A 14,774-nucleotide genomic window follows, 5' to 3' on the forward strand; every position below is an offset into this window, starting at 1 on the left:
TTCAAGCGGAGGAAACCAAGATGGCCACGATCGCATTCATCGGTCTCGGCAACATGGGCGGCCCCATGGCCGCCAATCTGGTCAAGGCCGGCCACAAGGTCGTCGCTTTCGACCTCGCCGAGGCCTCCCGCAACCAGGCCAAGGCCGACGGTGCCGGCATCGCAGAGAGCGCTGCGGGCGCCGTGAAAGGTGCCGATGTGGTCGTCACCATGCTGCCGGCCGGCAAGCATGTGCTCGGCGTGTGGGGCGAGGTCGTTCCCGCGATGACCAAGGGCGCGTTGATCATCGACTCCTCCACCATAGACGTCGAGAGCGCGCGGCAGGCGCATGCGCTCGCGGCCAAGCACGGCGTGCTTTCGGTCGACGCGCCGGTGTCCGGCGGCACCGGCGGAGCCAAGGGTGCGACGCTCACCTTCATGTGCGGCGGCGAGGACAACGCGTTTGCAGCGGCAAAGCCCGTGCTGGAGAACATGGGCAAGAAGATCGTGCATTGCGGCGGCGCCGGCGCGGGCCAGGCGGCAAAAATCTGCAACAACATGATCCTCGGCATTTCCATGATCGCCGTGAGTGAGGCGTTCGCGCTGGCCGAGAAGCTCGGGCTCTCGCACCAGGCGCTGTTCGACGTCGCCTCGACCTCGTCGGGCCAGTGCTGGTCGCTGACGACCTATTGTCCGGTGCCCGGGCCGGTGCCGACCTCGCCCGCCAACAACGACTACAAGCCGGGCTTTGCCTCGGCACTGATGGTGAAGGATCTGACACTGGCGCAGGACGCCGCCAAGGCCGCCGGCGCGGCGACGCCGCTCGGCAAGCATGCGCAGGAAATCTATCAGGCCTTTGACGCAGCCGGCCAGGGCGGGGTGGATTTTTCCGGAATTATCGAGCACGTTAGGGGGCTGGCCGGGAAAGCCTAATGACGACATTTCAGGAAGCGCGCGCGTTTCTGCTTCACAACCGCACGGACTATGAGACAGCGGTCAAGGGCTTCCGCTGGCCGGATCCGATTCCCTTCAACTGGGCGCTCGACTGGTTCGATGCCGAGCTAGCGGCGAATGCGGACAGCAAGGATCGTCCTGCGCTCTGGATCGTCGATGCCGCGCAGGATCGGCAGACCAAGCTCTCGTTCGGGGCGTTGTCGCGCCGCTCCAACCAGGTCGCCAACTTCCTCCGCGCGCAAGGCTTGAAGCGCGGCGATCATCTCCTGCTGCTGCTCGGCAATGTCGTTCCGCTGTGGGAGACGATGCTGGCCGCGATCAAGCTCGGCGTCGTCGTGATTCCCGCGACGACGCTGCTCACCGCCGACGAGCTGCGCGACCGGCTCGATCGCGGCAAGGCAAAGGCGGTGGTGGCCGCGCAGGACCAGGTTGCGAAGTTCGCAAGTCTTGGCGCCGATAATATCGTCCGCATCGTCGTGGGCGAGGCCTCCGATGGCTGGCTTTCCTATGATGACGCCGCAAGGGCGTCGGAGAGCTTTGCAGCCGACGGCCCGACCAACGCTGACGACCCGATGCTGCTCTATTTCACCTCGGGCACCACGGCAAAGCCGAAGCTGGTGCGGCACAGCCAGCGCAGTTATCCCGTCGGCCATCTCTCGACCATGTATTGGATCGGGTTGAAGCCCGGCGACGTCCATCTCAACATCTCCTCGCCCGGTTGGGCCAAGCACGCCTGGAGCTGTTTCTTTGCGCCGTGGAATGCGGGCGCGACCGTCTTTGTGGTCAACCAGCCGCGCTTCGACGCCAAGGGGCTGCTTGCCACCATTGGCCGCTGCGGCGTCACCACGCTGTGCGCGCCGCCGACGGTGTGGCGGCTGTTCATCCAGGAGAATCTTGCGTCGTTCAAGGTGGCCTTGCGCGAGGTCTGCGGCGCCGGCGAGCCCCTCAATCCTGAAGTGATCGAGCAGGTGCAGGCCGCCTGGGGCCTCACCATCCGCGACGGGTACGGCCAGACCGAAACCACGGCGCTGGCCGGCAACTCGCCGGGGCAAAAGATCAAGGTCGGCTCGATGGGCCGGCCGCTGCCGGGCTATCGCGTGCAGGTCAGCGACGCCGATGGTCATCCGGCCAAAGAGGGCGAGGTGGCTCTAGTGCTCGGCGAAAACCGCCCCGCCGGCCTGATGCAGGGCTATCAGGGCGACGACGGTGGGCTGTCCGGCGCCGAAGGCGAGCTTTATCGCAGCGGTGACGTCGTGTTCGAGGATGACGATGGCTATCTCACTTTCGTCGGCCGCTCCGACGACGTATTCAAATCCTCCAACTATCGCATCAGCCCGTTCGAACTCGAGAGCGTGTTGCTCGAGCACGAGCTCGTCGCGGAAGCTGCCGTGGTGCCGAGCCCGGACCCGATCCGGCTCGCGATCCCCAAGGCCTATGTGCTGCTGACATCCGGTGCGGAGCCTTCGCCGGAGACGGCGCTCTCCATCTTCAGGCATCTGCACACGCGCCTTGCACCGTTCAAGCGCATCCGGCGCCTCGAGATCGTCACGGAGCTGCCGAAGACGATCTCGGGAAAGATCCGCCGCGTTCAGCTGAGACGGCTGGAGCGTGACGACGACCGCAATGATGCCCTGCGCGGCCGGGAATTCCGCGAAGAGGACTTTCCGGAGCTGCCGAAAACACGGAGTGAGACCTAAGTGAACGAAGTCTGGAAGAAGCCGCCGATTTCCTTGGACGCCTATCAGGCCATGGTTGGCAAGGAGATCGGCGTGTCGTCGTGGCACCTGGTCGATCAGCCCCGCATCGACACCTATGCCGACGTGATCGAGGATCACCAGTTCATTCACGTCGACCCGGAGCGTGCGAAGAACGAGACGGCGTTCGGCACCACCATCGCGCACGGCTTCCTGACGATGTCGCTGCTGTCGATTATGTCCTACGAGGTGATGCCCGTCATCGCGGGCACCACGATGGGGGTCAATTACGGTTTTGACAAGCTGCGTTTCATCTCGCCGGTGCGCTCGGGCAAGCGCGTTCGGGGCCGTTTCGTGCTGGCGGAAGCCAAGCTGCGCAAGCCGAATGAATTGCAGTCGCGCACCAACGTCACCGTGGAAATCGAAGGCGAGGACAAGCCCGCGCTGGTCGCGGACTGGCTCGGGTTGATCTATTTCGCCTGAGTGGGCCGTCGCTGCCGGGCTTGACCCGGCAGCCCATCGCTGCTCAAAAGTTGTCCAAATCGGTGCGCTCGAACCCTCTCCCTCGCGAGAGAGGGTGGCGAAATCGAGCGGAGCGAGATGAAGCCGGGTGAGGGGTATCTCTCCACACGCTCATCTGCCGAGACAGATCCCTCATCCGGCGCTTCGCGCCACCTTCTCCCACAAGGGGAGAAGGGAAGACAGCACAAGGAAGCACAATGGCAATCAGGTTCGACGGACGCGTCGCCATCGTCACCGGCGCGGGCAATGGTTTGGGGCGCGCGCATGCGCTGGGATTGGCAAGCCGCGGCGCGAAAGTCGTGGTCAACGATTTCGGCGGCGCGCGCGACGGCAGCGGCGGCTCGCTGTCGCCGGCGGAGACCGTTGTCGAGGAGATCCGCAAAGCGGGCGGCACCGCCATGGCCGACGGCGCCGACGTCTCGAATTTCGAGCAGGTCACCGCGATGGTCGAGCGCGCCACCAAGGAGTGGGGCAGCGTGGACCTCTTGTGTGCCAATGCCGGCATTTTGCGCGACAAGTCGTTCGGCAAGATGGAAGCGGCCGATTTCCAGAAGGTGCTCGACGTGCACCTCGTCGGCACCTTCTATTGCTGCAAGGCGGCCTGGGCCGGCATGCGCGATCGCAACTATGGCCGCATCGTCCTGACGACGTCGTCCTCCGGCCTCTACGGCAATTTCGGCCAGGCCAATTACGGAGCGGCCAAGTCCGGCATGGTCGGCCTGATGAACGTGCTGGCGGAAGAAGGCCGCAAGAGCGACATCCGCGTCAACATCATCTCGCCGACGGCAGCGACCCGCATGACGGAAGAGCTGCTGCCGCCGCAGGCGCTGCAGTTGATGAAGCCGAACGCGATCACGCCCGCGGTCGAGTACATGCTGAGCGAGGACGCGCCGACCCGCACCATCATGGGCGCCGGCGCCGGCTCGTTCGCGGTGATCAAGATCGTCGAGAGCGAAGGCATCAACCTGCCGGAGTCCGAGTGGACCCCGGATGCGGTCGCGGCGCATTTCGCCGAGATCAGCGACATGTCAAAAGCGAAGGCGCTGCAGGGAGCTTTCGAGCAGACGCAGAAATACGTGGCGCAAGCCGCTGCGCGCGCCGGGGTAAAACTCTGACAGCGGTCGCCGTCATCGGCGCCGGCCCTGCCGGTCTGATGGCGGCCGAAGTGCTCGTGCAGGGTGGTGCTCGCGTCACCGTCTACGATTCGATGCCGTCCGCTGGCCGCAAATTCCTGATGGCCGGCCGCGGCGGGCTCAATCTCACCCACAGCGAACCGCTGCCTCAGTTCATCACGCGCTACCGCGAGGCGGCGCAGAGGTTGCAGGCTGCGATCGAAGCGTTTCCGCCTGACGCGCTGCGCGCCTGGAGCGAGGCGCTGGGCGAGCCGACTTTTGTCGGCTCCAGCGGGCGTGTGTTTCCGAAGGCCTTCAAGGCCTCGCCCTTGCTGCGGGCCTGGCTGCGACGCCTCGATGCCGCCGGCGTGCACTTTGCGTTTCGCCAGCGCTGGATGGGCTGGGACGGGGACGGACGACTGGTCTTTGACCCACCCGGCGGCGGAGACGGCATCGCCGCGGACGCGATAGTGCTGGCACTCGGCGGCGCCAGCTGGCCGCGACTGGGCTCCGATGGCGGCTGGACGACGATCCTGGCCGACAAAGGCGTTGCGATCTCGCCGCTGCGGCCGGCGAACTCCGGCTTCACCGTCGCATGGTCCGAAATCTTCCGCACGCGCTTCGAGGGCCAGCCGCTCAAGGGCATCACGCTCTCCTTCGGCCCACACCGCGCCCGCGGCGAGGCCATGATCACAAGCGGCGGGATCGAGGGCGGGACGATCTATGCGTTGTCGGCCGAGCTGCGCGAGGCGATCGCAGCGAACGGCGCAGCGGTCCTGCACGTCGCGTTGCGGCCGGATGTCGATCATGGCGAACTCGTCAAGCGCCTGTCCGCCTCGCGCGGCAAGCAATCCTTCTCCAACTTCCTGCGCAAGGCTGCGCAGCTGTCGCCGGTCGCGGTCGGGCTGCTGCAGGAGGCCACCATCGGTGCTGGCCAGTCGTTGTCGGCAATATCGGCCGAGCGATTGGCGGAGCTCATCAACGCCGTGCCGGTCAAGCTCACACGCGTCGCGCCGATCGCGCGCGCGATCTCCAGCGCCGGCGGGATTTCCTTCGATGAACTCGACTCGGACTTCATGATCCGCAAACTGCCGGGCGTGTTCGCGGCCGGTGAGATGCTGGACTGGGAGGCGCCGACCGGTGGCTATTTGCTCCAGGCCTCGTTCGCGACGGGAGCTGCGGCGGGCAGGGGTGTGTTGCGACGGCTCGTCCAACTGTCGTCCTGACCATCCGCATCATGACGTCCCGGTCCGGGTTGCGAGATCCGTGAGGAGGCCGAGCACGCCGAAGCTTGCCGCCACCGCGCAGACCATCGTCCAGCGCCAAAACTCCAGGCCAGCGATGCCGCCGCCGCGCCGATGCCACCGCCAACGAAGAACAGCGCGACGAACAGGCCGTTCATGCGACCGCGGGCCTCGGGGCGCAACAGGTTGATGGCGCGGCGGCCCAGCGTCTGATCGGTGGTGATGCCGACGTCGAGCAGGATCGTGCCGAGGCTCAGTACCAGCAGACCGGTGATCTGGGATTCAAGCACGCTCGCCCAGGCACAGAGCGCAAGCGAGCCGATGATGAGCAGATGGGCGGCAAAGAACATCGGCCGCGCCCGGCCCTTGTCGCCCCAGCGTCCCGCGATCGGTGTCGCCGCGGCGCCCGCCACACCGATCAGCGCGAAAGCCGCAATTCCCTTGGCGTCGAGGTCGAACGGCGCATCCGGCAGCCGCAGCGCGACCGCCGACCAGAACGCCGTGAAGGAGGCCATGACAAGCGAGGCGGTCCAGGCCCGCACGCGCAGCACCGGCTCTTCGCGCAGCAGTCTTGGAAAGGACAGCAGTAAATCGGCGTAACTCGCGCGTGCCGACGGTCGAAGGGTTGGAAGGTAACGGGCGAGTGCGCCGGCAAGCAGGGCCATCAGAGCAGCCGAAACGACATAGTAGGCGCGCCAGCTCCAGAGATCGGCGATCAGGCTCGCCGCAGGTCGTGACAAGAGGATGCCGATCATCAATCCGCCCATCACCTCGCCGATGGCCTGACCGCGGCGATCCGGCGCCACCATAGATGCGACCAGCGGAACCATCATCTGGATCGCCGCGCAACAGGCGCCAAGGATGAAGGTGGCGAGCAGCAGAAGCGCAGGCGTCGGCGCGAGCGCCGTCGCGAGAGCGGCGAGGATCGCGCAGCCGAGTGTGCGGAGGATGACAAGCCTGTTCTCGACCAGATCGACAAGAGGCACGAGCAGCAGCAGGCCGAGTGCGTAGCCGAGCAAGGTCAGCGTGCTGATCAGCCCCGCCTGCCACGCCGGCATGGACATTGACCGGCCGATCAAGCCGAGCAGGATCTGTGGCGCGAACAGATTGGTGACGATGACACCGGCGGTGATCGCGCCGAGCCAGATCAGCGGCCGCTCGGCGAGCTGGTTTCGGGACGCAGCGAGCAATATGCTACAATTCAAATAAGCCTATAAAGAATATGCGGCTTTGTTATGAATACCCATGACCTTGTCGCTTTCGTCGCCGTGGTCGAGACCGGATCGATCGTCGCGGCATCGGCGCGTCTCAACCTCACCCAGCCCGGCGTGACCCGGCGTATTCAGAATCTCGAGGAGATGCTGGGGGCGCAGCTACTGGATCGGCTCTCGAAGCCCCTGAAGCCGACGGCAGCGGGCCATGAAGCCTACGAGCAGGGCAGGCGTCTGCTCAGGATGCTGGAGGACCTCAAGTCCGGCGTTGCCAACGACGGAATGGTCCGCGGCGAGTTCAGGCTCGGTCTGACGCCGTTTCTCTCGGAGGCAGGCCTGACCGCACCACTCGATGCGGTGCGCGCCGAATTTCCCGCGCTGGCGGTGCGGGTGGTCTCCGGTTGGTCGCCGAACCAGCTCGAGCGTGTCTGCCGCAACGAGCTCGATGCAGCCGCGATTTGTCTCCCCGACGGTGCAGTGCCGCCCGCCGATCTGGCGGCCGACGATCTCGGCGCGCAGCCCGTCGTCTTCGTCGTCGCACGCGAGATGAAGATCCCGCGCACCGTCGACCTGGAACGGCTGTCCCAACTGTCGTGGGTGATCAACCAGGACGGCTGTGGATTTCGCGATACGCTGAAGCGAAAATTCGATGCCTCGCATCTTCCGTTCAACATCGCCGTCGAGGCGCTGGACAGTGAGCTCCGCCTGTCGCTGGTGTCGCGCGGCCTCGGCGTCGGGCTGGTCACCCCGATCGCCCTCAAGCGCAGCGCATTTCGCGACAGGCTCAAGCCGGTCGCTGCGCGCGACTTCAAACCCGCCGTGCGCGCATGGGTGGTGCATCGCGCCCCCGCCGGTCGGCTGGAGCGGCCGATCAAACTCTTTCGCGATGGATTGGTCCGGGAACTCGAGGCACTGATCGGGGGCTAGCTATCGCAGCTTCCCCCGTGCCGCCACCGGCAGCGTGCCGATGATCTCCTCGCCGCGCACCATCACCACTTCGTCCATCATGTTGACGACGACGCAGACATGATTTGGCACGACCCGCACGACGTCGCCGACGTTAGGCCGGGTGTTGCTGCGGGAGAGGTCGAGGAAGCCGTGCTCCTCGGCGAAGCGTGCGATCTTCGCTTCGGGGTGCTCCAGGATGAGGCCGTGGCCGTCGAGGCCGCCGGTGTCCGTCGTCAGAGTCTTTGAGCCGGCGTCCAGAATCCCGCGCTCAGGCGCGGCGCGGCTGACCACGGTCGAATAGATGTGCAGCGCGCAGTCGTCCCAGGTGGCGACGCCGGCCGCGACCTGCATGCGGTCGTTATAGATGTAGGTGCCGAAGCGATGCTCGGTGCCGCCCTTGAGCTTGCCGAGGTTCTTCAGGTTCGGCGTCCCGCCGGTCGAGACGATTTTTGCATCCAGCCCGTGTGCGCGCACGCCGGCCAGAGCTTCGTCATAGAATTTTTGGGCGTCCGCCCAACCAGTCTCGGTCGGATACAGCATGAAGCCGGCGAATTGCAGGCCCTTGGATGCGGCAATCTCCTGCGCCAGTGCAATCGCCTCGGCGGGCGTCTCGACGCCGGCGCGCTGGCGGCCGGTATCGCATTCGACCACGACCGATAGCGGTCGACCTGAGGCTGCGGCGGCCTTGGGCAGGCCGGCGACGACGGTCGAATTGTCAGCGGCGACCGTCATGTTGGCCTTCGCCTGCAGCGCCCCTAACCGCGCCATCTTCTCTTCGCCGAGCAGGTTGTAGCTGATCAGGATATCGTCGATGCCGGCATTGACCATGATCTCGGCTTCACCGAGCTTCTGGCACGTGATGCCCTTGGCACCGGCCGCGATCTGCATCTTCGCGATGGTGGGGTTCTTGTGCGTCTTGACGTGGGGACGGTTGGCGATCCCGGCGTCGTCGCAAGCCTTCTGAATCCGCGCGATGTTGCGCTCTACCTTGTCCATGTCGATAACGGCGCAGGGCGTGCCGTATTCGCGGGCGATCTTGGCGGCAAGGGTCGTTGTCATGGAAGTCTCTGAGTTGGCGCGCATCCCGTTTGCAAAAGCGGTGCCCACTTTTGCGGAATGCACGCTAGGCCTGTTCAATCTCTTCGCGCCGCACTTCGAGCTCCAGCCATTTGTCCTCGGCCTCGGCCAGTTCCTTTTGCGCCGTCGTCAGAGCGTCGGAGGCCTGGTCGAAGCGCTTGCGATCCTTGCGAAAGAGATCGGGGTCGTCAAGGAAGCGCTGCTGCTTGGCGATCTCGGCCTGCAGCTTGGCGATGGTCTTGGGCAGCGTCTCCAGCGCGTGTTGCTCGTTGAAGGTCAAGCGTCGTCTCGCGACGCCGGACGGCACGGCTGATCGCTGCTCTCTCGTCTCTTCGACGGCCTTCGCGGTCGCGCGCTTCACGTCGGCGCCGCGCTGGGCCAGCATGTCGGTATAGCCGCCGGCATATTCGAGCCAGCGTCCGTTGCCCTCGGGCACGATCACTGACGTCACCACGCGGTCGAGAAAATCGCGATCGTGGCTGATCAGAATCACGGTGCCCTCGTAGTCGCTGAGCATCTCCTCGAGGACGTCGAGGGTCTCCAGGTCGAGGTCGTTGGTCGGCTCGTCCAGCACCAGGAGGTTGGAGGGTTTTGCCAGCGCGCGTGCCAGCATCAGCCGGCCGCGCTCACCGCCCGACAGCACCTCCAGCGGCGTGCGCATCTGTTCCTGGGCGAACAGGAAGTCCTTCATGTAACTGACGACATGCTTCGGCTTGCCGCCAACCATGACATGGTCGCCGCGGCCGCCGGTCAGCGCCTCGGCCAGCGTCGTCTTCGGATCGAGACTTTCACGATGCTGGTCGAGCGTCGCCATCTCGATGTTGGCGCCGAGCCGTATGCTGCCGCTGTCCGGTGCGCTGCCGCCGGTCAGCATCTCGATCAGCGTGGTCTTGCCGGCGCCGTTCGGGCCGACGATGCCGATGCGATCGCCGCGCTGGACGCGGATCGAGAAGCCGTCGACGATCTTTCGCTCGCCATAGGACCGGCTGATATTCTTGGCCTCGATGACGAGCTTGCCGGACTTGTCGGCCTCGGCAGCCGCCAGGTTGGCGTTGCCCGTCGCGCCGCGATGGGTGCGGCGCTGGTCGCGCAGCGCGTGGAGATTGCCGAGTCGCTTGACGTTGCGCTTGCGGCGGCCCGAGACGCCGTAACGCAGCCAGTGCTCCTCGTTGACGATCTTGCGGTCGAGCTTGTGCTGGTCGCGCTCTTCCTCCGCGAGCACCTCGTCGCGCCAAGCCTCGAAGGCACTGAAGCCGCGGTCGATCTGCCGGATCTGGCCGCGGTCGAGCCAGGCGGTGCTGCGCGAGAGATTGCCGAGGAAGCGCCGATCGTGGCTGATGATCACCAGCGCGCAGCGGCGGCTCTCCAGTTCACTCTCCAGCCATTCGATGGTCGGAAGATCCAGATGGTTGGTCGGCTCATCCAGCAGCAGGATGTCGGGCGAGGGCGCCAGCACGCGTGCCAGCGCGGCGCGGCGCGCTTCGCCGCCGGAGACATGCGCCGGATCTTCTTCGCCGCTGAGACCGAGCTGCTCGACCAGATAGCGCGCCTGATAGTGGTCGTCGCCAGCATTGAGGCCGGCCTCGACATAAGCGAGCGTGGTGGAGAAACCGGAAAAATCCGGCTCCTGCGGCAGGTAGCGAATGGTGGCGCCGGGCTGCACGAAACGGCTGCCGCCATCCGGTTCGACCAGGCCGGCGGCGATCTTGAGCAGCGTCGATTTGCCGGAACCGTTGCGGCCGATCAGGCAGACGCGCTCGCCGGTCGAAACCGACAGTTCGACGCCCGCCAGGAGCGGCGTGCCGCCAAAGGTCAGCTTGATATCGCGCAGTTGAATCAGCGGTGGCTCCATGCGGTGTCTCAGTCCTGTCTTGTTGCGGCCTGGTCGGCGCGGCGGCGCTGAATGCGGCGGATGGTCTGGTCGAGCGTCGACAGAAACGTCGAGCGGTCGCGCGGTGAATACGATTTCGGACCGCCGGTGACTTCGCCGGCCGAGCGCAAATCGGTCATCAGGTTGCGGACCGCGAGCGTCATCCCGATCGATTCCTCGGTGAACGCCTTGCCGTTGGACGCGATCACATCGGCGCCGGCCTTCACGCAGCGGCTTGCGAGCGGAATATCCGAGGTAATGACGATGTCGCCGGGCCCGGCGCGTTCGGCGATCCAGTCATCGGCTGCGTCCATGCCGGCACCCGCGGCGACCCGCTCGATCAGCGGATCCTGGGGCACGCGGATGAAATTGCCCGCGACCACGCTCACGGGCAGGCCGTGCCTGCCGGCGACGCGATAGATCTCGTCCTTCACCGGACAGGCGTCGGCGTCGACATAGATGCGGGTGGTGTTTTGAGGGTTCGTCATTGTCCGTAGATGGGGCTTGCGAAGCGGTTCCGCAGCAGCCGCGTGGTACCCCATTCGGGCCGCAAAGGCGAGGGGATTGACCCCGGTTCCTCAGGGCCTACGATCGGCCCGAAACAACAAGAAATTGGGGAAAGCCAAGCCATGCCGAACCGGCTCGAAACCTATCGCGTCGAGGCCTACAACACGGCCAAGCAATCCGAAAACAAGATGCATGACGACAATGTGGCGCGCCGTTTCGGCTTTTCCGGCGGGCTGGTCCCCGGCGTCGACGTCTTCGCCTACATGATGCATGTGCCGGTGGCGCGCTGGGGCCGCGATTTCCTGTCCCGCGGGCTGATCGAGGCGCGTTTCATCAAGCCGGTCTATGACGGCGAGACCGCCGACGTCGATGCGACCGAGCACAACGGCCTGCTCACCATCGAGGTGTTCAGCCGCACCGAGCTCTGTGCCACCGGCACGGCGTCGCTACCGGTGGCTGCGACTGCGGTATCGTGGAGCGACTATGTCGAGGTCCCCGCGATCGTCGAGCGCAAACCGGTCAACCCGGCAACATTCGAGACCGGCAAATGGCTCGGCACGACGCCGCGCCGCTGGGCCGGGCAGGACGCAGCTGACTATCTCGCCGACATCCGTGAGGCCGATCCGATCTTCGCCCAGGAGGGGCTCGGCCATCCCGGCCTGATCCAGCGCGTCATGAACCGCGTGCTGGTGGACAACACGATCCTCGGCCCCTGGATCCATGTCGGCAGCCGCATGCAATTGCTGTCAGCCGCGCGCGCCGGTGACGAGATCACCGCGCGGGCCAAAGTCACCGCGAACTACGAGAAGAAGGGCCACCGCTTCGTCGAGCTCGACGCGCTGGTGGTTGCCAACGGCACGACGCCGCTGGCGCACTGCCAGCACATCGCGATCTACCAGCCGCGCGAGCAGGCGGCGGCGTAGGGAAGGAGCAGAGCGCGTCCTCACACTCGCTGTCATTCCCCGCGAAGGCGGGGAATCCAGTACGCCGAGGCTCCTCCGTATCCCACGACCGTCTCTGGAATACTGGATCGTCCGCTTTCGCGGACGATGACAGCGGAGTTTGTGGCGACGACGGAACGCCCTTTACGCCGCTTTCCCCTTCGCATCCTGGATCGCGCGCCACACGCGTTCCGGCGTCAGCGGCATGTCGATGTGCTTGATGCCGTATTCGGAGAGCGCGTCGATCACCGCGTTCACGACCGTCGACAGGCTGCCGGCGCAGCCGGCTTCGCCGCAGCCTTTGCTGCCGAGCGGATTGGTCGTGGCCGGCACCGGGTGGTCGCCGACCGTCATGTTCGGAACGTCCTCTGCGCGCGGCAGTGCATAGTCCATTAGCGAGCCCGTGATCGGCTGGCCGCTCTCGTCGTAGCGGACGTGCTCCATCAGCGCCTGGCCGATGCCCTGGACCACGCCGCCATGGAGCTGGCCCGCGACCAGCAGCGGATTGATCACCGTGCCGAAATCGTTGACCGCGCTGTAGCGCACGATCTGCACGACGCCGGTCTCAGGGTCGATCTCGACCTCGGCAACATGGCAGCCGTTCGGGAAGGCTGACGGCACCGGTTCGCTGGTGTGATCGACGTCCAGGCTGTCGGGTACGCCCTCCGGCATCTTGCTGTCGTGCACGCGTTTGGCGAGCTCCATGATGTCGATGCTGCGGTCGGTGCCGGCGATCGTAAAGCTGCCGCCTTCGAATTCGATATCGGCTTCGGAGGCCTCCAGCATATGCGCTGCGGCGCGCTTGCCCTTTTCGATCACGAGCTTGGCGGCGCCCACGATCGCCATGCCGGTCGCGGTGATCGAGCGCGAGCCACCGGTGCCGTTGCCGGTGTGGACGATGTCGCTGTCGCCCTGCACCAGCTTGACGCTGTCGAAGGGGACGCCGAGCTGCTGGCAGAGGACCTGCGCGAATGCGGATGCGTGGCCCTGACCGTAATCGAGCGTACCGGTGATGAGCTGCACCGAGCCATCGGGATCGAACACGATCTTGCCGAGCTCGACGCCGGGAGGTGCGGTCACCTCCAGATAGGAGCCGACGGCGATGCCGCGCAGCTTGCCGGACTTCTTGCTCTCCTTCTTGCGCTTGGCAAAATTCTCGTGGTCGGAGATTTCGAGGGCCTTGTTGAAGACGGCCTGGAAGTCGCCGCTGTCATAGGTGACGCCGGAGGACGCGGCGAACGGCATCTGGTTCTGCTTGATGAAGTTGCGCTTGCGCAGGGTCAGCCGGTTGATGCCCATCTCGTCCGCGGCGCGGTCGATTAGCCGCTCCATGTAGTAGTTGACCTCGGGCCGGCCGGCGCCGCGATAGGCGCCCATCAACGTGGTGTTGGTCAGCACCGTCTTGATGTCGACGGCCATCAGCGGCGTGCGATAGACGCTGGAAAAGTTCTTGCTGGTGTTGAGCGAGAGCGGGCTGGGCGCAACGCCGGTGATGTAGGCACCGAGATTGCCGTAGCCCGAGAGCTTGGCGGCGAGGAAATGCCCCTCGGCGTCCAGCGCGAGTTCGGCGTGAATTTTCTGCGCACGGCCGTGGCTGTCGGACAAGAAGCTGGTCGAGCGTTCGTCCAGCCATTTCACCGGCAGTCCCAGCGTCTTTGCCGCGTACAGGATGCACATGTATTCGGGGTAATTGATGTTCTTCATGCCGAAGGAGCCGCCGACATTGGCGGTGAGAATGCGCACATTTTCGTTCGGCACTTTCAGGTTCTTGGCGAGATTGGCACGGTTGCCTGCCACCCCCTGCGTGGGCACCTGAAGAGTGTAGCGCTCGGTCTTCTTGTCATAGGAGGCAAGGCCAACGCGTGGCTCCATCGAGACCACGGCGACGCGGGTGTTCTCGATGTCGACCTTGGTCACGTGAGCAGCACTGGCGAAGGCCGCGTTGACCTTGTCGGTGTCGCCATAGTGGTAGTCGAGCGCGACATTGTTCGGGATGTGGTCGTAGAGCTGCGGCGCGCCGGGTTTTGCGGCTTCCTGGGGATCGGTCACCGCCGGCAGCGGCTCGATATCGAGTTCGACCGCCTCGGCCGCGTCGCGCGCCTGGGCCAGCGTCTCCGCCACCACGAAGGCGACGGGATCGCCGACGAAGCGGACCTTGTCGGTTGCGAGCGGCTGGCGGTTGGTCTGGAGCAGGGGCGATCCGTCACGGCTCTTCAGCGGCAGGCCGCAGGTGAAGGGGCCGTAGCCGGCCGCATCGAGGTCTTTGCCGGTCCACACCCCGAGCACGCCCGGCATTGCTCTGGCTGCATCGATGTTGATGCCGCGAATGACGCCATGGGCATGGGTCGAGCGAACGATCACGGCATGGGCCTGGCCGGGCAGGTTGAAATCGTCGGTGTAGCGGCCCTTGCCGCGCACCAGGGTATCGTCCTCCTTGCGGCGGACCGGCTGCCCGACGCCATATTTTTGCAGTGCAATAGCGTTTTCGAGCGTGGAGGATTTGGTGTGTTCTTGCATGGAATTGACCTGAAAAGCCGGCAAATGCGCGGTTTGGGGGCGCCTGGGGTCCGGACCCCTCAAAAATAACCCACCGGCCCGCTCACGACAACGCACGAATGGGCATGGTCCCATGTGATGCGTTGTTGCGCAGGATTGGTGCGCTGCTAATGTTTCAGGCGAAAAAGCAATTCCAGATCGGCCTAACCGGCCGCGGAAA

At 65.4% G+C, this 14,774-nt stretch carries 11 protein-coding genes and 1 pseudogene; 7 read left to right on the forward strand and 5 right to left on the reverse strand.

The window, feature by feature from the left end:
* Positions 1–5: 5 nt before the first annotated feature.
* From mmsB to IVB42_RS38155, 5 genes and pseudogenes are all read left to right on the forward strand, one after another.
* Positions 6–911, forward strand: a pseudogene (gene mmsB, locus IVB42_RS38135) (3-hydroxyisobutyrate dehydrogenase); the annotation flags it as partial.
* Positions 911–2,629: an AMP-binding protein gene (locus IVB42_RS38140; protein WP_247398161.1), complete on the forward strand. Its 1,719-nt coding sequence runs from the start codon at positions 911–913 to the stop codon at positions 2,627–2,629. The pseudogene mmsB and the gene IVB42_RS38140, both read left to right, overlap by 1 nt.
* Entirely contained in the window at positions 2,630–3,109 is a 480-nt protein-coding gene (locus tag IVB42_RS38145; RefSeq protein WP_018459212.1) for a MaoC family dehydratase, read from the forward strand. It abuts the gene before it with no gap.
* A 236-nt stretch (positions 3,110–3,345) separates the two neighbouring features.
* Entirely contained in the window at positions 3,346–4,263 is a 918-nt protein-coding gene (locus IVB42_RS38150) for an SDR family NAD(P)-dependent oxidoreductase (protein ID WP_018459211.1), read from the forward strand.
* On the forward strand, positions 4,260–5,486 hold the full coding sequence (locus tag IVB42_RS38155) for a TIGR03862 family flavoprotein (protein WP_083926554.1): 1,227 nt from the start codon (positions 4,260–4,262) through the stop codon (positions 5,484–5,486). The genes IVB42_RS38150 and IVB42_RS38155 overlap by 4 nt, the downstream gene beginning before the upstream one ends.
* Here IVB42_RS38155 and IVB42_RS38160 read toward each other — a convergent pair.
* Positions 5,405–6,694 (reverse strand): MFS transporter, encoded by a 1,290-nt coding sequence (locus IVB42_RS38160; RefSeq protein ID WP_247398158.1) that lies wholly within the window; start codon positions 6,692–6,694, stop codon positions 5,405–5,407. The two genes, IVB42_RS38155 and IVB42_RS38160, sit on opposite strands and share 82 nt — an antisense overlap.
* Before the next feature lie 45 nt (positions 6,695–6,739).
* Between IVB42_RS38160 and IVB42_RS38165 the strand changes: the two genes are divergently transcribed.
* Entirely contained in the window at positions 6,740–7,642 is a 903-nt protein-coding gene (locus IVB42_RS38165) for a LysR family transcriptional regulator (protein ID WP_085352823.1), read from the forward strand.
* Here IVB42_RS38165 and IVB42_RS38170 read toward each other — a convergent pair whose 3' ends face one another.
* From IVB42_RS38170 to IVB42_RS38180, 3 genes are all read right to left on the reverse strand, one after another.
* Positions 7,643–8,722: an alanine racemase gene (locus tag IVB42_RS38170; RefSeq protein ID WP_085353048.1), complete on the reverse strand. Its 1,080-nt coding sequence runs from the start codon at positions 8,720–8,722 to the stop codon at positions 7,643–7,645. It lies immediately after the preceding gene.
* A gap of 64 nt (positions 8,723–8,786) precedes the next feature.
* Complete coding sequence (locus IVB42_RS38175; protein ID WP_247398155.1) at positions 8,787–10,592, reverse strand: ATP-binding cassette domain-containing protein; 1,806 nt, start codon at positions 10,590–10,592, stop codon at positions 8,787–8,789.
* Between the two features lie 8 nt (positions 10,593–10,600).
* A complete protein-coding gene (locus IVB42_RS38180) occupies positions 10,601–11,098 on the reverse strand; it encodes a YaiI/YqxD family protein (protein WP_007609125.1) in 498 nt (165 codons plus the stop codon).
* Positions 11,099–11,239: 141 nt separating this feature from the next.
* On the opposite strand from IVB42_RS38180, the gene IVB42_RS38185 reads away from it, so the two are divergent.
* Complete coding sequence (locus tag IVB42_RS38185) at positions 11,240–12,040, forward strand: hypothetical protein (RefSeq protein ID WP_247398149.1); 801 nt, start codon at positions 11,240–11,242, stop codon at positions 12,038–12,040.
* Between the two features lie 162 nt (positions 12,041–12,202).
* On the opposite strand, the gene IVB42_RS38190 is transcribed toward IVB42_RS38185, so the two are convergent.
* A complete protein-coding gene (locus IVB42_RS38190; RefSeq protein ID WP_247472096.1) occupies positions 12,203–14,575 on the reverse strand; it encodes a xanthine dehydrogenase family protein molybdopterin-binding subunit in 2,373 nt (790 codons plus the stop codon).
* Between the last annotated feature and the right edge of the window lie 199 nt (positions 14,576–14,774).

The sequence above is a fragment of the Bradyrhizobium sp. 45 genome (assembly GCF_023073155.1).
Lineage (GTDB): Bacteria > Pseudomonadota > Alphaproteobacteria > Rhizobiales > Xanthobacteraceae > Bradyrhizobium > Bradyrhizobium canariense_D.